15 protein-coding genes and 2 tRNA genes are annotated in these 17,451 nt (G+C 57.2%); 9 read left to right on the top strand and 8 right to left on the bottom strand.

Translation table 11 applies throughout. The features are described 5' to 3' along the window. The first annotated feature begins 290 nt into the window (after positions 1-290). The 5 genes from FTO74_RS05875 (at position 291) to FTO74_RS05895 (ending at position 6,679) form a co-directional block, all read left to right on the top strand. Complete coding sequence (locus FTO74_RS05875; RefSeq protein ID WP_255462531.1) at positions 291-3,602, top strand: carboxypeptidase-like regulatory domain-containing protein; 3,312 nt, start codon at positions 291-293, stop codon at positions 3,600-3,602. A 47-nt stretch (positions 3,603-3,649) separates the two neighbouring features. Next, positions 3,650-4,072 (top strand): DUF6152 family protein, encoded by a 423-nt coding sequence (locus FTO74_RS05880; RefSeq protein WP_162537305.1) that lies wholly within the window; start codon positions 3,650-3,652, stop codon positions 4,070-4,072. A gap of 30 nt (positions 4,073-4,102) precedes the next feature. Next, a complete protein-coding gene (locus FTO74_RS05885; protein ID WP_220399087.1) occupies positions 4,103-4,891 on the top strand; it encodes a hypothetical protein in 789 nt (262 codons plus the stop codon). A 44-nt stretch (positions 4,892-4,935) separates the two neighbouring features. Continuing rightward, positions 4,936-5,991, top strand: a complete 1,056-nt coding sequence (locus FTO74_RS05890) for a hypothetical protein (RefSeq protein ID WP_162537306.1) — start codon at positions 4,936-4,938, stop codon at positions 5,989-5,991. 76 nt (positions 5,992-6,067) lie between these two features. Then, the gene (locus tag FTO74_RS05895; RefSeq protein WP_162537307.1) at positions 6,068-6,679 is read left to right on the top strand and encodes a hypothetical protein; all 612 of its coding nucleotides are present in this window, start codon (positions 6,068-6,070) and stop codon (positions 6,677-6,679) included. A gap of 274 nt (positions 6,680-6,953) precedes the next feature. On the opposite strand, the gene FTO74_RS05900 is transcribed toward FTO74_RS05895, so the two are convergent. Together FTO74_RS05900 and FTO74_RS05905 are read right to left on the bottom strand one after the other, a co-directional pair. Continuing rightward, positions 6,954-7,562 (bottom strand): hypothetical protein, encoded by a 609-nt coding sequence (locus tag FTO74_RS05900; protein ID WP_162537308.1) that lies wholly within the window; start codon positions 7,560-7,562, stop codon positions 6,954-6,956. 72 nt (positions 7,563-7,634) lie between these two features. Further along, the gene (locus FTO74_RS05905) at positions 7,635-7,865 is read right to left on the bottom strand and encodes a hypothetical protein (RefSeq protein ID WP_162537309.1); all 231 of its coding nucleotides are present in this window, start codon (positions 7,863-7,865) and stop codon (positions 7,635-7,637) included. 1,195 nt (positions 7,866-9,060) lie between these two features. Between FTO74_RS05905 and FTO74_RS05910 the strand changes: the two genes are divergently transcribed. The 4 genes from FTO74_RS05910 (at position 9,061) to FTO74_RS05930 (ending at position 12,671) form a co-directional block, all read left to right on the top strand. Beyond that, a complete protein-coding gene (locus tag FTO74_RS05910; RefSeq protein ID WP_162537310.1) occupies positions 9,061-9,672 on the top strand; it encodes a sigma-70 family RNA polymerase sigma factor in 612 nt (203 codons plus the stop codon). Then, positions 9,669-10,952 carry a hypothetical protein gene (locus FTO74_RS05915; RefSeq protein ID WP_162537311.1) on the top strand — a complete coding sequence of 428 codons (1,284 nt, stop codon included), beginning with the start codon at positions 9,669-9,671 and terminating at the stop codon, positions 10,950-10,952. The genes FTO74_RS05910 and FTO74_RS05915 overlap by 4 nt, the downstream gene beginning before the upstream one ends. A gap of 31 nt (positions 10,953-10,983) precedes the next feature. Further along, complete coding sequence (locus FTO74_RS05920) at positions 10,984-11,757, top strand: hypothetical protein (RefSeq protein ID WP_162537312.1); 774 nt, start codon at positions 10,984-10,986, stop codon at positions 11,755-11,757. 281 nt (positions 11,758-12,038) lie between these two features. Continuing rightward, entirely contained in the window at positions 12,039-12,671 is a 633-nt protein-coding gene (locus FTO74_RS05930; RefSeq protein ID WP_162537313.1) for a hypothetical protein, read from the top strand. Positions 12,672-12,790: 119 nt separating this feature from the next. Here FTO74_RS05930 and FTO74_RS05935 read toward each other — a convergent pair whose 3' ends face one another. The 6 genes from FTO74_RS05935 to FTO74_RS05960 form a co-directional block, all read right to left on the bottom strand. Next, on the bottom strand, positions 12,791-13,276 hold the full coding sequence (locus FTO74_RS05935; RefSeq protein ID WP_162537314.1) for a hypothetical protein: 486 nt from the start codon (positions 13,274-13,276) through the stop codon (positions 12,791-12,793). A 7-nt stretch (positions 13,277-13,283) separates the two neighbouring features. Continuing rightward, positions 13,284-14,483, bottom strand: coding sequence for a tyrosine-type recombinase/integrase (locus FTO74_RS05940; protein ID WP_162537315.1), 1,200 nt, complete (start codon positions 14,481-14,483; stop codon positions 13,284-13,286). A gap of 81 nt (positions 14,484-14,564) precedes the next feature. Continuing rightward, positions 14,565-14,639, bottom strand: a tRNA-Cys gene (locus tag FTO74_RS05945). A gap of 54 nt (positions 14,640-14,693) precedes the next feature. Further along, positions 14,694-14,768 (bottom strand) — tRNA-Gly (locus FTO74_RS05950). A gap of 64 nt (positions 14,769-14,832) precedes the next feature. Continuing rightward, entirely contained in the window at positions 14,833-16,716 is a 1,884-nt protein-coding gene (locus FTO74_RS05955; protein WP_162537316.1) for a hypothetical protein, read from the bottom strand. A 421-nt stretch (positions 16,717-17,137) separates the two neighbouring features. Further along, positions 17,138-17,419, bottom strand: a complete 282-nt coding sequence (locus FTO74_RS05960; protein ID WP_162537317.1) for a helix-turn-helix domain-containing protein — start codon at positions 17,417-17,419, stop codon at positions 17,138-17,140. Positions 17,420-17,451 lie beyond the last annotated feature (32 nt).

Raw genomic sequence — 17,451 nt, forward strand, 5'->3', positions numbered from 1 at the left:
ATATTGATTGACTTAGTAAAATACACGAGTTATAAGAAATCATGTCATTTATCTACAACGCGACTGCTTGTTGCCTGTATCCGTACTTCTCGGATCGTGGCCGCGTTCGCTGTTGTTCTTGTTGTTGATTGCAAGAGCAATCCTGAAAGTGACTCGCCGCCATCGTTCAAGATGCGGTTTTTTTGTGCCTGAAAGCACCTGAAAAACCGGTATTCCAAAGACTCCAATCCTCACTCAGGTGGGGAAGCAGGAGCTTCCGATAAAAAATCGGGGAAATCTACGGGGCTATTGTGCAGAAACGCATTTTATTTTTCGCTTCTCTATTGTGGAGTGCTGTTTTGCTAGGTCAGCAATCTACCGATGCAACGATTCTCGGATCGATAACTGATGCAACTCATGCAGGTATATCGAACGCAGTGGTAACCATCACAAATGTTGCCACCTCGGCGACGACGCATCTGCATACCGATTCGCATGGCGAGTACCGCACCCCGCCTCTACGTATCGGAGAGTACCGCGTGACGGTAGAGGCTGCGGGCTTCAAGTCTTTTACGGAGGATCGAGTGCAGCTTGCGATTGGCGACGTACGTAAGATCGACGCGGCTCTTTCTCCCGGCCAAGTGTCGGAGACAGTGTCGGTCTCGGCATCGGGTGCGGTGCTGAACACCTCTGACTCCACGAGCGGCACAGTGATTGGTAACGACGAGATTGTGGAGCTTCCACTTACCAGTAGCAATGGACGCGATTATCTGCAACTGGCCCTGTTGTCTTCCGGTACAGCTCCCGCAATTGCCGGAGTGGGCATCAGCATCGGCGGCCAGCAGGGCTATAACGTTGCCTTTCTATTGGACGGTATTGACAATAACGCGCAGTTCATCCGTTATAGCTACGGCAACCAAAAGGAGGCAATCAAGCCTTCGGTCGACGCCATCAGCCAATTCAAAGTGGTGACGAACGGCTATTCGGCCGAGTATGGAAGGTCGTCGTCCGGTGTTGTCAGTGTGTCGATCAAGTCGGGTACGAACAAGGTGCATGGTACCGCCTATGAGTTCATCCGCAACGATGCCTTGGATGCTACGCCCTTCTTCGCAACGAAGACGCCATACACACGTAACAACTTCGGTGCGAGCGTCGGTCTGCCGATCTTGCGGGACAGGCTCTTTGCTTTCGGCGATTTTGAGCTGCTGAGGCTAACGCAGAGCGCGACCTCGCGCGACACCCTCCCCACGGCTGCGGAACGGACTGGCTGCTTCCCTGGGCCGGTCTACGATCCTGCGACCTACAGCGGAGGAACGCGAACGGCATTTCCCATCGTGACCGCTGCCACGGCCACGGCTCTTTGCCCCGTCGGTTCCTATCAGATTCCGCAGGGACGCATCGATTCCATTGCGGCGAAGCTGGTGCAGGTCTATCCTGTCCCCGCGACGGGAGGCGCGTTAAACTACAACTACGTGGCTTCGGCGAACCAGGCTCCGGTGAAGTTCGATTTCCGTATCGATTCGATTCTTTCTGACAAGCAAAACCTCTTCTTCCGCTGGAGCACGCAGAACCAACACTATCCCGCGACGATTACGCTGCCACAGTACAACGGCGTCGATTATACGAACGTGCAGCCTACCAACGACTATGGCCACTCCTTTGCGGTGGGTTACGACCGCATCTGGTTGTCGACGCTTATCAGCTCGGTCCGTGCCGGCTGGAACTACCTGAACTCAGTGGCGAGCAGCGCCAACACGCTGAACCTCAACGCAGCGCTTGGCTTTAAGGGGGCGGATACGGAGATACCCGGTGGTCTGGTGGCCAGCACCGTCACCGGGTTCACCGGCCTGGGTGGCGGAGGCAAGGGCAATATCACCAGCACCGAGACGCGGCAGATCTCGGGCGATCTCACCTGGGCACATGGAGCGCATAACTTCAAGTTTGGCGTTCAGCAGTACTGGCTGCAAACGAACTTCGTCAGTGCGCAGCAGTCGGAGGGAACGCTGAGCTTTACCGGCGGATACACGCGGCAGAACAACACAGTCACCGCTTCGCAGTACGGTCCGTTCGCAGACTTCCTGCTGGGCCTGCCAGCCTCCGGCAACCTGTCGAACATTGAGGTAGTGACGGATCGCCAGCCGCTTACGCACTTCTTCGTGCTGGACGACTGGCGCATCAACCGGCGGCTTACGCTGAACGCTGGTCTGCGCTATGAACTGAACCGTCCCTTGCTTGACAAGTACAACCAGTTGGCGAACGACAATCTGGAGCTGATAGGAAGCCCGCTGCTGGTGCTTGCCGGCGCCAATGGTTCCAGCCGCACCAGCCGTTCGACGATCAACCCCGACCATACACAACTTGCTCCGCGCATCGGAGTTGCCTACAGCCTCCCGGGCGACAAGACCGTGATCCGTGGCGCGTACGGAATTTTCTACTCGAACGCGCAGCAACCTGGCGGTATGCAGTCGCTTCAAATCAACCCTCCTTTCCACCTGCAGATTGCGCTTTCAAACTCACCGACGGCCACTGCTCCTGCTCTTACGCTGCAGGGAGGCTTCCCGGCCAACAGTCTCTCGCTGGCCAATGCGGCGAACGTGCTGACGGTCTCGGATGATACGCAGGGCCGCTGGCCGCGTGCGCAGCAGTGGAACGTCAACGTGCAGCGCGAGCTGCCGGGCAACATCCTCTTTGAGGTGGGCTACGCGGGCAATAGCCTGAACGGCGCGTGGATGCAGTACGACGCCAACCAGGCTCCACCAGAGGCCGGAACGACCAACAACAACCGGCCCTTCCGCACACTGGCTGTGACGGGCACGCCCTACACCATCACCCTCGCCGATATTCTGCGCATTGGCAAGATCGGCTATAGCCACTACAACTCGTTGCAGGCGCGGCTGGAGAAGCGTTACGCGTCGGGCTTCAGTCTGTTGGCGTCTTATAGCTACGCGAAGACGATCTCGCTTGGTGAGAACCAGTCGGGCGGCGTGCAGGATCTGCGCAACATCCAAGCCGATCGTTCGGTATCGAGCCAGGACATCACCCACCATATAACCGGTAGCGCGGTCTACGATCTGCCCTTTGGACACCGCCGCAAGCTAGGCTCCTCCTGGAACCGGTATGCCAATGCCGCGCTCGGCGGCTGGAGCGTCGATCCCATCGTTAGCTACAGCACTGGGCTCCCCTTCAACCTGACGGTCAATGGCAATCCCTCCAACTCTGGGCAGGGCAGCCTGGATGGAAACAACGACCGTCCGAATCTGAACCCCGCCGACTCCAACTTCAACGCGGCGGTTAATCCAGCCACCGGCAAGCCGACGCGCAACCGTACGCAATGGTTCAACACCAACGCCTTCGTCGCGAATGCTCCGTACACCTTCGGCAACGTGGGCCGCAATACTCTGCGTGCGGCTGACTTTGTGAACCTTGACCTGGCGCTGCACAAGCGGTTCAAGATCACCGGACGCGTGAGTACGCAGTTGCGGCTCGAAGGCTTCAACGTGGCCAACCACAACAATCTTGCAGCGCCCAACGCAGCCGTGGGTACTGCAACCTTCGGCCAGGTGACAAGCTCCGCGAGCACCTCGGCGCGCGAGCTTCAGGCCGGAGTCAAAGTGTTGTTCTAGGACTTCAACCTCAACCACGTATCAGCTATTTAGTAAGGAGACACCGCATGAAGAAGCTACTGATTGGCTCCGTTCTCACGCTTGGCATCGTCACCCTATCCGCCGTGCCAGCCTTCGCTCATCACTCGTTTGCCGCGGAGTACGACGCGAGCAAGCCCATCACTCTGCATGGCAAGTTGACCAAACTCTCGTGGGTTAACCCGCATGGCTGGATCTATGTCGAGGTACAGAACCCGGACCACACCGCAACCAACTGGGCAGTCGAGTTTGGTGGGCCGAATGCGCTGCTGCGTCGCGGCCTGCGCGAGACAGACTTTCCGCTTGGCATCGAGCTAACCGTCAACGGTTACCTGGCGAAGAACGGCGCGAAGATCATCAACGGTACCTCCGTGAAGCTGCCCGATGGACGCAGCCTCTTCACCGGTTCGCTCGGCACTGGCGCGCCTGGCGACCCCGGCTATAACCAGTAACAATCCGCACCGCACGACGAAAGGGAAGTCATGATTCTCAGCAGGACCCATTGCCTGACTCTTCTTGCCGGCGCTTTGCTGGTTGCCTCCGCTGTGGGGCAATCGGCAAAGCAGGCGTCTCCCCCGCGCGCCTCGGCGATACCGCGTCTTGCCGACGGCAAGCCCAATCTCAACGGCATCTGGCAGTCGATCGGCGGGGCTGATGTCGACCTGCAGGATCACGCAGCGGACAAATATGCACCCGGTGCACAGAGTGTTGTCGAAGAGCACACGATCCCTTACCTGCCGGATGCTCAGAAGCAGCGAGACCAGAACTTCGCCCAGCGCAACAGCCTCGATCCTGTGACGACGAAGTGCAATCTTCCTGGTGTGCCGCGCATCACCTATGCGCGCAATCTGCCATTCCAGATCTTCCAGTTGCCCAAGGGTGACAAGATCACCGTGCTCTATGAGTACGCGGAGGCGCATCGCTTCCTTTACACCAACGGAACGCCGCATCCGCCGGGACATATCAACTGGTACCTCGGCGACTCTCGCGCCAAGTGGGAGGGCGACACCCTGGTGGTAGATTCAATCGACTTCCTGAACGACATCTGGCTGGATCACGCTGGCGATTACATAAGCCCCGAGCTTCATGTGATCGAACGCTACAAGCTGATCGACGCCGACCATCTCGACTACAAGGTTGAGATTGACGATCCGAAGGTCTACGCGAAGCCGTGGCATATCAACCTGATTCTCTACCGGCGCACGGAGAAGAACTTCCAGCTTCTGGACTATGTCTGCTACGCCTTTCCCTACGAGAAGTACTACCCGTAGCCGTCAGTTTCCAACCGAAACGCAATGCGACAGGAGAGTCACAAGTGAACACGAGATATAAGCATCAAGCAATGGCGCTGCTGCTTGGAGTTACGAGCCTACACGGTCACGCACAGTCGCCAGCCAAGCCTTGGAAGCCGACGCTGTTAAGCGACGGACAGCCCGACGTGCAGGGCACATGGACTGCTGTCTACTACGGCATGGGCTGCCTGACCAACCCGACCAACGGCGATGTGAACTGCGTGCCGCCTCCCGGCCCCAGACCTGCGGCGGGCACTGCGAACGCCGGAGGGCCGCCCTCAGTGGATGCCACCGGCAAGGCTCCCGGCCAGCGCGGTAACGGCAATCCACCCAGCATCGTGAACGCGCAGCCCGACGGTAGCCGTGGCGGCAGGGGTGAGGGTGCCCCGAGGGCAGCGCGCAACGCCCCCAGCCGCATCATCGACACGCCCAACTACGACATTCCCTACACGCCGGAGGCTCTCGCTCATCAGCAGGATCTCTTCGCCCACTACTATGAGTTCGCACGCTACGGCGATATCGATCCGCAGCAGCGTTGCTGGCCTCTGGGCGCTGTTCGCCAGTTCACCTGGCACGATGTCAAGATCGAGCAGTACCCCGGCTATCTGCTCTTCATCTACTCCGGCGCGGAGCAGTACCGCATCGTCTACCTCGACAACCGCCCGCACATCGGTAACGACCTGAAGCTTTGGTTCGGCGACTCGCGCGGCCACTGGGAGGGAACCACCCTCGTCGTCGATACCACCAGCAACAACGCCAAGGGACGCTTGAGTCGTGCAGGAGATTTCTCAAGCGACAAGGTCCACTACATCGAACGCTTTAAGTTCACCGGCCCGAACACGCTGCGCTACGAGGCCACCTTCGATGACCCATCGGTCTACACGCGTCCCTGGACCTTCGCGGTCGATGAGAAGCGTGCCTACTTCGGTGGCGATGGCGGCGTACCAACCGGACCTGTAACGGAGGAGTCGCAGGCCAAGTTCGAGCTGTGGGAGGAGGCGTGCCAGGAGGGTCTCATCCCCGGCGGCAACGACGTCCCCGGGCTGCCGCTCATCCCGGTCGACTACACCTCGAAGTAAATCCAGGCCTCGGCAGCTGCCCTCATCGCACGACGGCTGCCGAGGCCAGAGACTGCAACGCAAAGGAAGAGAACTCATGCTTGGACATCGATCGTTCGTACCCACACTGGCTCTGCTTACAGCGGCCTTCGCCAGTGACTTGCCAGCGCAGCAGCTCCCATTAGCTTCGGGGGTAGAGAAGCTCTGCACCATCGAATTCAGCAAAGACTCGCGACGCCCGGCGCGGGTCGAAGACCAGGCGTTGCCATGCCTGGAGCAGGCTGCGCAGAAGCTGAAGGACGCGCCCGGTATAAAGCTGGTGCTTGTCGGCATCTCGCATCCTCTCTACGACCACGCCGAAGCGGAGCACGGCATGGAGCGTATGCACGAAGATCCCACAGGACTCGATGTGCGCTTCAGCGACGTCGCCGCCTACCGTGCCATCAACACCAAGGCCTATCTCACGCAGTGGCTGCACGCCGACGCAACGCGCATCATCCCGACCACCGATGAGTACACGCTCGGTCGGCGAGTCCTCGTCTATACGGTTCCAGCTGACGCCGACTTCAATCACAACTACACGAAGACGACGCCGACGAACGAATCGAAGTGCACGATCAAGCCCTGCCCGATTCCCACCGAGGACGTCTTAACCCCGCAGCTGCGGGGTCAAATCCTTGCATCCAAGGGCGACGTGAAGGCTCATTAGCGTTGTTATGCTTTTAGGAGAGAGTGGGGTCTCCAGAAGATCGTCTCGCAATCAGGATCGTGCACCATTATGCCAGGTCCTCTGGGCGAGCCGTGGTTCCTCTGTAGGCAGACCGGGAGCCCCCCTCGCCCCACCCACAGACAAGACTTGTGTCCTTCAATCCGCGTTCGATATTGGCAAGTCGCTCATTCGAGAGGAGAGTCGATGCAAGCATCGGACCTGGGCAACTTTCGAGACGAACGCACTCCATCTCCTCTTTTGAGTGGTGAGGTTTTCATGCGTTTTGGGCGAGAAGACCCGCAACCGAGCGTGCGAGACGCGTGCCGTGGGGATCGGCGGCAGGATTCAATGGGACAAAGATTGCGGCCTCTTCGCGGCGGCAGAGAATGTTGCTAGCCACGAGGCGGCGCATAGTAGTGATTGCTGACGGAGCGCTGCCACAGTCCAGGCCGATCCATTCGTCATAACTGTGGTCCGTGATCCGAAGGCCCGTCACGTCTTCGAGCGCGCCTTGGATACGTTTACGTGCGTCTATATTTTCGGCGCTGGGCGTCCATGCGGGTTGTAGCAGCGAAGCTTCGCTGTCGAGCTGATGGAAGAGGTTTGCGATCCCAAGCTGCTGAAGACGCATCAGGTGGCCGCTCCAGTAGTGGGTGGTTTTGGTGATCACGGTGATGACGTTCTTGATCTCCTTTTGTACGCGAAAGGAGGGCCCGGCGAGCAACAAAATCGAGCCCTCTTCCGGGCGCACGGAGACGTTCTCCATAGTGATCGCGCGCAACAACCACCCGGCCATGGTGTGATTGCGGCAGGGCACGCGCAGCCAGCCTGGCGATGAGAATGGCGCTGCCTGCAAGCGCGCGGCGAGTTCGATGCCACGCACGATCTCGTCACATACCTCGGCGTAGTGCGCGGGTTCTGCGAGGATCGACTCCGGCGTACCGGGTTTCAGCAGCTAGCCCTTGTGCGGCGGGCCGCCCGCCATAGCGAGGTCACAAAACGAACCCCACATGCGGTCCCATGCGACGTTGCCGTCCACATCGAACGCTAACGGGGCCGAACCCATCGACACGGGCTGCACGTCGTCTGTACGGTCACGGTAGATACTGGGCAGCAGTGTTTGCATGCGCTCCTCGGCCTGTTGAATGACGTCGGATGTCGTGAGTTGCGTGACGGTTTCGCTCATAGTGGTTGCCCCGGTGCTTTCCTTTCAGATCTTTTGCAGTATCAGTCTTTATCTATTTTCGCGGAATTGAATCGCCAGGAAATCGATCCGCCGATCCACGAGACCATGCGGATGCCAACCGCGCGTTCTACAGTGCCGCAATCGAAGTCATTGGCGATCCCTCCGACTCCGGCGGCGCATGAGGGAGGCGTATCACCTACCTGCCAGCCCGGAGCAAATGTCTCCGTGGTCTGCCCCGTATACCCTGCCGCAATAGAAGTGCAGCACAAAGCCGCATCGAGCAGCCATCGGGGTGACTCATTGTTGCCTCGATGGCTGAAACAATGAAGTCCATCACATCGCGATCCGCCATACTGGCAGATGGATGCGTGCACGTAGCCGTTCGGCGCGTGTGCCGCAATGGAGATCGTAGGAGGCATATCATTGCTGATCTTGCGGTCAAAGACTCCTTGCATCACCCATACATCCGGGCGCTGGCCTTGAACTGCGCCGTAAAGAAAGAGGGCGGGGAAGTCCTAGCTCTCAGCGGAAGAATTCATTCACCACTTTGGACTCCTATCTCTGCTTTCCTTTCAAATCCCGCACGAAAGAAGCGCTGACATATCCCGGCGAACAATTCCATTCCACAGTGACCATGAGCTGCTGCCCATCTTCGCTGTCCCAGCTTGCGCCCGCACTGTTCCATGCCCAAAACACTTGCCTGCCATACAGACTCGGTCGCCCGGTCCTAATTGAGTGATCATTGCTCACTCCTGAGGAGTGCATACCTCAGATTGGAAAAAACGGGCAAGCCAGCTCTCTAGGACCGCTCGCATAGCAGAGCTGGTGGTGATCTTTTGACCTGCCACGCTTGAAAGCATCGAAAGAAATCCGCCGATACGGTAACCATGGGGAAGACTTGATGATCGAATCTTACCGAAAGCATCTTTGATGCTGAGGAAGGTTACGACGACAATCGTAATTGCCGGGGACACGTGGCTGTGGCCATTCTCGTTGTGTGCTCGGTGGTGCCTCCAATCCAAGAACGTGAACAGACTCTATAGAGCGACAGAGCGTAATGGTATGGGGTATGCCTCTCGGCCTCAGTAGTTCCAGTTCGTCACCAAGAAGATCTCCGAGCGGTCGATATATACAAGATCGTTTATGTCATACGTGTCACATAACAAACTTCAGACTCCGTTGTCTAAACCAGCAAATGGAAGCTTTGGAACGAGAAGCGATTCGACGCGTTTTAGTCGGGGACCGCGAAGAGTACCGCATCCTGATGGAGCGTCACTTACCCGCGGTTCTGCGCATGACGCTGCGCGTGACCGGTAACCTCGAGGACGCAGAAGAGGCTGCGCAGGAGGCTTTTGTCCAGGCTTACAAGAAACTGTCGACCTTCCGCGAACAAGCGGCCTTCGGAACATGGGTATACCGCATCGCTATGAACTGCGCTTTCAATCTCATCAAACGTCGCACGCGTCACCCAGAGTGGAACGCCGAATCACTGGATGATGCTCCACATGCGGAATCTCCCGTTTCACCACACCTCACGCCAGAGGCTGCTTTGCTGGATGCGGAAGCCGCGCGCGAACGCGAGCGCGCCATGAATCTTCTCACTCCCATGGAAAGAACAGCCTTCGTTCTGCGCCACATCGAAGAACAGCCGGTGAGCGTGATTGCAAACGCTCTCGGAACCAGTCCCAATTCAGCCCGGCAAACGTTGTTCCGCGCGGTTGCCAAACTGCGCAAAGAGCTCGGACCACCGCGAAGCAACTCCGGTTCTGCGTTCTCAACGCCCCCGCTTCTCAAGGAGCTGCCGTGAAGCCCTTCAACGAAAACGATCTGATCGCATATCACCTTCATGAACTTTCGCCCGGCAGGGCGCGTGCGCTGGAGCAGACCCTGCGAGTCGATCCCTCCCTGGCCTCCGAGTCAGAGGCATATGCAGCGATGTTGCGCTCCTTCAAGGGCGGCGTCCCGCTGGAGATCAGTGAAGAGATTGTCGAGCGCAATTGGAGGAGTGTGTGGTCTAAGCTCCCGCGGCAACCTCTGAGGCCTGTGAGATTTTCCCGATGGCTTCTTCCCACACTGGCCGGGCTTGGACTCGCCTTTGCCGCAACGTCCCTCTTCATCACCACGCAACATCATGCAGACAGGACTTCCACGCTTCACCGGCCCAACGACATGGTTCAGTCGAAGCCTCCCTCACAGGACTCACTCTCCACAGATGCAACGGCTATTGCCTCCAACGCCAATCCGCGAAGCTTGCGCCGGAAACCGGTTCTCCCCGATGTTCCGCTGTCGGCTTCTCCGAACTTGCTACTGTATAACGTTCCCCCGCGCATCCTCTCGTCTATTCCGGATCTTGTCGAGCCAGCCCCCGTACTCCGGTTCATTCCTCTTGCTCGGGGCCCTGTTCCGTCGTCTCTGACGCTGGACCTCCCACCCATCGCCATCCAACCGGCAACGCCTTCCCAGATCCCCGGATCGGACAGCTCTTCGAAGCACAGGCGTCAGCGCAATGCTATTCATCGTGAGCATCCCATCGATGTAACGCTCGCTATGGGGGGGATACTTATCGGCACGCGCGACGTCCACAAAGACGAGACCACGTACTCTCAAGGGGCAACTCACGCCATAAGTGCGATCGCGTCCTTTCATCAGCAGCTGAGACCGGCAGTCGGCTATCGAGTAGCGGTGTCTTACGCCCGTCCCGATTTTCTCTACGGATATCGCACTGCTTTCACGAGCACAGGAACCGACTTGAACCAGCGTATCTATGAAGTTGCCGGCACTTATGTTCTCCAGGGACCACATCATGGAATCGTGAGTACAGTCGTTGAGGGGGGAGCGGGACTCATGGGTTTCCTACCCACCAAGAAGAACTCGGGGACCGGCACGAGTTTGCGTGGCTCCGTAATCGTCGGCGCGAGTGCAGACTTAGCCGTGACAAAACACCTGGCCATCCATACCAGCTACCGAATGCAGATATTCAAAGGACCAGACTTCCAATCCACTGACAATGCCGTTCCCGCCGTCAGCACCACCCTCATCAGCAACGAGCCTATGGTAGGCATCACCTACCGTTTCTCCCATAAATAAACATCTACACCTACCCCACGGAGTTCTTGTCTTGAATTTGAACTTACAGTCTTTCCGGCGCATCGTTATCGTTCATGCCACCATTCTTGCCGCCAGCCCTGTTCTATTCGCGCAGGCCGTCCCAGCTCAGAACACGCCGGTCACGGATTCCAGCAGCGCTGTCTTTTCTTCGCCATCGATCCCGCATATAGAACATCCCAAATATCACGTGGAGACCTCTGTCTCCGTGGGTTCAATGGCGCAACTATCCGCGGACCGCGTCAGTGATACCAAGACCGATCTGATGACGCAGAGTCTTTCGCCATCGGCTGGAGTGTTTGCTACCTTTCGACAGAGCTTCAAGCCATGGCTCGGCTACTCGGTGAACTTCGGATACACACATTCGACCTATCGCTATACCGATACCGTTCTCGCACCCACAAACTCCACGGGAACAACATCCAATACGCTGATTCCCGCGCACATGTATGAGGTCAGCGTCTCCTATATCGCGCAAAAGCACCTGACGAATCGCCTCACCGCATTCGGTGAGGCAGGAGGCGGAACCGTAGCCTTTGCGGCAAATAACATCGGGGGGTATCTCCCACGCAGATCCAACACGTTTCTTCCCGAGGTGATCGCAGGATTCGGTGTCGACTACCGCCTGCCACATGGGCTTGGTCTACGCGCACAGTACAGGGGCCTCTTTATCCGGTATCCGTACCCTGACTACGATCTCAGCATCAGGCTGAAGACTATCGTCAGCGAACCGACGTTGAGCCTTACTTACACCTTCGGCAGGCACCCCCATCAAGCCCCAAATTGACATCACCGCACACAAGCTCAATCGAACACAGAAAATTCGAATTCATAACGATGCACGGCCTGATGGTGAAACCCATCGCTTTCTTATTCAGCTGAATCGGGGCTGGAGCGACGAAAATGGTGGCATGCTGATGCTGTTTCGAGGGCCAGAGGTGGAGACGCTCGAGGATGTCATACTCCCCACGAGTCGTTCTGCGTTTGGGTTTGAAATCTCCCCTGCTTCTTATCACGCGGTGAGCCAGGTTCATCAGGGAGATCGCTACACCCTTGTCTTTTCGTTCTATGCCCATCGCTCCTAATCTCGATCCGGCAAATCTACTTCCGCAATCTGAGAGCCCGCTTCCTGCCTCTCTTCGGTTGTCAGGAGAGCGCGCGCTACTCAGGTTTCACGAATTGACACGGGAAAACTACACAACCGAACGCTTTCTTTCAGATTCGCCAACCGCAGATACTCTCTTACTAAAAGCTATTCCAGTGGAAAATGATCGTCTGTTGCGCTGCGAAGCGGCTAGTCCCGCGCTGGTAAGCTTTTGTTCGGAACGTGGGATCAAACTGGCTAATAGCGTCTACGCGGAGCAGGCAACCAAACTACTAGAAATCGCTCTCTTCGACGTGATCAAGCCGTTACCGTTCTTGTGGGCTGCTGTTTCTCAACTCGTATGGTGCTGTCATGTCGTACTTGGTCAGGATGATGACTACGATATAAGTTTGCATGGTCTATACGTCTTCTACGTGCTTCGTTGGATGTGGCGACAGATCTCACAAACCACCCATCGCAGTATCGACCGCGACTTTGCGCTCCGCCGAATCCTTGATATTAAAGAGGAAATCGACGCCGTTCGCGCTCTCGAAGATTCTCCAGCGCTCACGGGGGCGGGAAAGCGCTTCCTTCAGGAGCTCTTTGTAAGTAGATGAAAAATTGAGACGCTTGTCTCAATCGCGGGAACGCGGTAATTACTGGATATGTTAGAACTCGCTACTTCTGACAGGTGGTATCGTTCTGATCCTCCTATGGTAGAAAAACGAAGCCCAGTTCATCGATATTTATGGCCGGGGCAAAAATCAAGTTTCCTAACACCAAGAGCTGCAAGCCAGAACTCTGGCTGCTGACCACGACGACCTTTGACCTTGTTCCCATAGCAGTCGCGTAGTGCCAGTTCCAGGGCGGTGAGTGCCACGAGCTCTCCTGCCTTGATAAGGTCACCGTACAGCCAGGAGATAAAATAGAGCATTTGTGCCCGCTTGAACTTCGCTGAAACGATCTCCGGGATGTATGCCGGCAGCCCCAACGCGGCCACAAAGTCCCGCCACTGTTCGAGCGTGTGAGACTCAATCCAACCTACGGGGACACCCTTCAGAAGCCACGGAAGAACGAATGGCACTTCCTTTTTGTGGCCAGCGATCAGCGTGAGATCGAGATGTTGCGAATCGTACATAATTGAATCCAAGCCCAAGGGATCGTGTTCCACCGCGTCTGTCGCGTGAGAGAGCTCGCTGCGCGTACCCCCCTTGGGGAGCATAGCCCGATTAGAGAGATGGATCCTGCTCCCAAGTCTTGCTTACCAATGCATCCAATCGATCCTGACGGGCTTTGACCCACCTTCCGTATATTCTCTCCGTTGTGCTAACAAACTTATGCCCCAGCAATAGCGACACCTCCTCTAAAGGCACTCCTCTCTCAAGCAGGGAAACGGCGAATGTGTCGCGCAATTGACGAAGTCTGCCCTTTGGGTGACCGGCCGCTTTGAAGACCTGTTTAATGTCCTGCTTCCAGTCTGTAACGGAGGTCTGAGATCTCCCAGCTTCAGTATTCCCAAAGACATACTTGGGATCATGGTTTGACTCCATTGCTGCGATTACTTCAATAGCTACAGCGGGCGGTATTGGTATCGATATGGAAGTGCCCGTGTTCTGTCGGACGACCGTAACGCGATAGAGATTTTTTTTCATGTCTCTTTGGATACCGTCTCTTTGCAGTTTCACCAAGTCATGTATGAAGAGCCCACTATGGCGAATGAGCAGAATGAATGCACGAACTCTTTGAGCGTGGTCGCCATCCTCAGAAAACTGATATGGAATGACCTGAAGAAGTTCCTGGAATTGCTTCTCTGAGAGGGGAATCGCCTGAGGTCTCCTGACCCGGATGGGAAGCAGTTGTGGCATCCGATCGATGAGTCTGGTTTCGTAGCAGTACCACAGGAAAGTCTTTAGGCGATCCTGAACCTTGGAGCGAGTTGTAGGTGATGGATAAAGGTCCTGCCAGCCCTCGCGAAACACTGCAATGTCTTCAGACTCAATGTCGCGGAGGAAGAGATGAGATCGCTTCGTCATAAACGCAGCGAAGCGACCGAGTTCTCTTTCATATTTTTGTAAAACGTTAACGGTCAATCCTTGCGTTTTCTTATTGCCCAGAAAACGTTGCACCGTTAAACCAATGGTTGGTTGTGATTCAGTCTCTACAGGGACAGCGGGGGGCTGTACTGCTGCTGGAGAACGAAAATGATCCTCGAGCTCTCTTTTAGCTTCTTCGGCATGTATCCAGCTACGTGTCTTCGCTGACTGTACTTTTTGCTTGCCGTCGTAAAAGTAACGCAGACTTTTCCGACAATTGCATCGCCTGTAGAAATGGTCACTTTTATGAGGACAGTTGGCGGAGTGGCGTACAAAGATCGTAACGAGTGGTACAGAGGGGATCGAGACACCGGTTCGGCCAGGGAGTGCTCTCATAGCCCGGATTTTAGACTAAGACAAAAGTAAGGTAATATGTTTTACCTTACTCGCAAATTATTGATTATAAAGAAGTTATTTTGGAGGCGCGGGTCGGGATCGAACCGACGCATAAAGGTTTTGCAGACCTCTCCCTTACCACTTGGGTACCGCGCCCCGGGTGCCGTACAGCTCAGATTGTGTATGAAGTGTACTGCGGATGGGTTTTCTTGGAGCGGGAGACCGGGGTCGAACCGGCGACATCTTCCTTGGCAAGGAAGCACTCTACCACTGAGCTACTCCCGCTCTCACAAGATCAACTATATCGAGTATGAACGTTTGGGTCAATCTCGGCTGAGGAATACTCGGCTTAATAGTCCGTTCCGGCAGGAATGTTGAAGACGATTTTCGCACTGGCCATCGCATCGCTGCGGCGGCGCACCAGGTGGGGAGTGATGGTCAAAAGCAGCTCAGAGGTATCGTTTTCGCTGGTCTTATCCGATGCCCCCTGAAATCCAGGCAAATCGCTGATGCCCGGTGTCCCGTTGATTGCAGCCGACTCCGTGCTGCTGAGCGCCGAGACCAAAACCGCAGGGGTCCCCTCCTGCACTCCGATATCGGAGGTCAGAAAGCGGCTGGAGAGGACCGGGTTGCCCAGCGCGCTTTGGCCTGTGAGCGCCTCGATCTTCAGCTCGACGTGAACCGAGATCATGCCGGAGCGTTCCACCGCGGGCGTCGTCTTGAGCGTCAGCCCGATGTCTTCATACTGCACCTGGGGCACCGTCAGCGACGAGCCGGTTCCGAGAAACTGCGAGGCGAGCGACGCTGCGCTGACGCCGTTGATCGTGACACCGGCAAGCGCCGCGGAGGTCGAGCTGTTCAGCCCGTTCGAGTAGCTGGAGGTCGTGATGGGGTACTTTGACCCGACCCGGAAAGTGCTGCTCTGGTGATCGCCCACCCGCACCTGAATATCGTCCAGCGCGCGGGTGTCGGACGAGTTGATCGCCAGGTTGAAGGTCGCCGCGGGGGCTGAGACGCCGATAGTGCTGATGCCGCCGCCAAAGACACCGAAGAGCCCCGAGAGCAGGCTGCTCGAGGCCAGCCCCGTGCCGAGCAGAAAGAGCGCTTCCGTGGCGATATCAGTGTAGTAGTTGCCCGTCAGTTTGATGAGCCCCTGAGAGATAGCCTGGTTGACCGTGCTCTGGTTCGCCGTGACCAGCGACTGCGCCTCCGATGCGATGCTGAACGCCCCCACCGACTGCGGCCCCGCCAAGCCAATGTTGCGGATGCGCATCTTGTCGATCTCGTAGAGCTTCATGTCCAGCATCACCTGCGCGCCGCCGTCGATCAAGTCGGCAAGCACGTAGTTGACTGCCTTTAGGGTCTCCTCTGGGGCGCGGATGACCATGCTTCCGGTGGACGGCTGCACCGTAACCTGCTTCACATCGAAGACGTTGCGAATGACATTGCCGAGCTCGTTGATCTCCGTATTGGTGGTGCCGGGGACGAAGATCGTCTCCTGTAGCAGGTGCTCGAAGTGTTGACGGTTCTCCGGCGTGTCTTTGACGATCAGGATGGAGGTCGGATCGAGCGCGACCGAGAAGAGGCGGCACATGCGCATCAGAGTCGGCATGGTCTGGGCAAATGGAGCCGGGGCGAGCGTAAATCGGAGCTGTTCCGAGGTGACGGATTCGTCGAAGCTGGCTCGTATCCCGTAGGCTGCGGCCACCTGCCGCACCACCTCGCGGACGTCCCCGCGCAGGTCGAACGGCATCGAGGTCTTGGAGGCTTTTATCTCTATCGGCCCGGCGATGGTTGCCACATCGTTCCGCCAAGGCTGATTGGGGGGCGGGGGATCGGGATGAAACTCCAGCGGTATCGGCGATGCCGCATCCAGATGCTGGGTCACGATGGGGTTCGCGGGGTCAATCTTCTTCGCTTGGGCGAGCAGGGAATTGGAGCGTTCGACCTGTCCGGTTGCGCGTGCCTGTGCCGCCTGCTGGACCAGCTCGGTGATGTGGTGCTCGCGCGCCAGCGCGAGTGCCAGGGCATACTCGGGCTTACTCGGATTGAGTGCCACGGCCTGCTCGAAGTCGGCCTCGGCCTGAGTCAGGTTCTTATGGTCGAGCTGGCGCGCCCCGGCCAGGTACAGGTTCTCTGCCTTGGCAGGGTCGTGCGCAGGGGCGGATGTCTGCGCGAATGCCTGCGTAGCCAGAAGCGCAATGGCAATCGGCAGCCGCACGGGGCGGGCCATGGTGGTACGTAAGGCTCGAAGAGTGCGAAGTTGCGTCATTCCTGTTCGTTGGACGAAGGATACCCCAAAGGGCTGCCTGATATGCCGTAACCGTGTGGAATTATCGCTTGGCGGTCACAAAATGGGATTTCCAGGCAAAGTGCCAAACCCAAGCGCGGCACAAAGTAACCGACAGGAGAGAGTGTCGTTGCTTTTGTTTCTGGGATAGGTCTGGGATTTAGCCCAAGGTGTGCTTTTTCAAAAGCCGCAGAGACTGTCCTGCCGGACGAGCCTCCTTCGCGGAGGGCAGGCATTTGCGTGCCTTTTTAGAGCTTTGCGTAGTCCTCCCTTTGGTCGGCAACAAAAATGCCCGCTGTCGACCAACGGGAGGCCCCATACAGACAATCCCATCCACACCGCTCCGAGAACGGTACGAAGTTCACTAGCGGATGCTGGCTATGTTGCTGGTCAGGCGGGGGCGCTCGCTTACTACAGGGCGGCGCATCCCCAGACGGATCTGGGTCGTGTCAAGGTCCAACTCCGTGAGCGTACGGCTCAACGTATTGCGGTGCATCCCAAGCTCGGTAGCGGCCTTGCACTGGTTGCCCTTATGCTGCGCCAGCACCTCTAGAATGTAGCGCCGCTTGAACTGGCGAACCGCGTCCGTGTAGTTAATTCCGGCGCTGTGCATCTGGGTAATCAAGCTGTCAAGTTCGCGCTTCAAGGGGCTCCTTAGCTTGCGGCCGATAGGCGGCC

Origin of the sequence: Granulicella sp. WH15 (genome assembly GCF_009914315.1) — a bacterium.
In the GTDB taxonomy this organism is placed as follows: domain Bacteria; phylum Acidobacteriota; class Terriglobia; order Terriglobales; family Acidobacteriaceae; genus Edaphobacter.

Excerpts from the sequence above, each read along its gene's own strand:
- FTO74_RS05905 (WP_162537309.1), bottom strand. The coding sequence starts at position 7,865 with ATGAGCGAAACCGTCACGCAACTCACGACATCCGACGTCATTCAACAG.
- FTO74_RS05885 (WP_220399087.1), top strand. The coding sequence starts at position 4,103 with ATGATTCTCAGCAGGACCCATTGCCTGACTCTTCTTGCCGGCGCTTTG.
- FTO74_RS05930 (WP_162537313.1), top strand. The coding sequence starts at position 12,039 with ATGCCCATCGCTCCTAATCTCGATCCGGCAAATCTACTTCCGCAATCT.
- FTO74_RS05935 (WP_162537314.1), bottom strand. The coding sequence starts at position 13,276 with ATGCTCCCCAAGGGGGGTACGCGCAGCGAGCTCTCTCACGCGACAGAC.
- FTO74_RS05910 (WP_162537310.1), top strand. The coding sequence starts at position 9,061 with ATGGAAGCTTTGGAACGAGAAGCGATTCGACGCGTTTTAGTCGGGGAC.
- FTO74_RS05895 (WP_162537307.1), top strand. The coding sequence starts at position 6,068 with ATGCTTGGACATCGATCGTTCGTACCCACACTGGCTCTGCTTACAGCG.
- FTO74_RS05880 (WP_162537305.1), top strand. The coding sequence starts at position 3,650 with ATGAAGAAGCTACTGATTGGCTCCGTTCTCACGCTTGGCATCGTCACC.
- FTO74_RS05955 (WP_162537316.1), bottom strand. The coding sequence starts at position 16,716 with ATGGCCCGCCCCGTGCGGCTGCCGATTGCCATTGCGCTTCTGGCTACG.
- FTO74_RS05940 (WP_162537315.1), bottom strand. The coding sequence starts at position 14,483 with ATGAGAGCACTCCCTGGCCGAACCGGTGTCTCGATCCCCTCTGTACCA.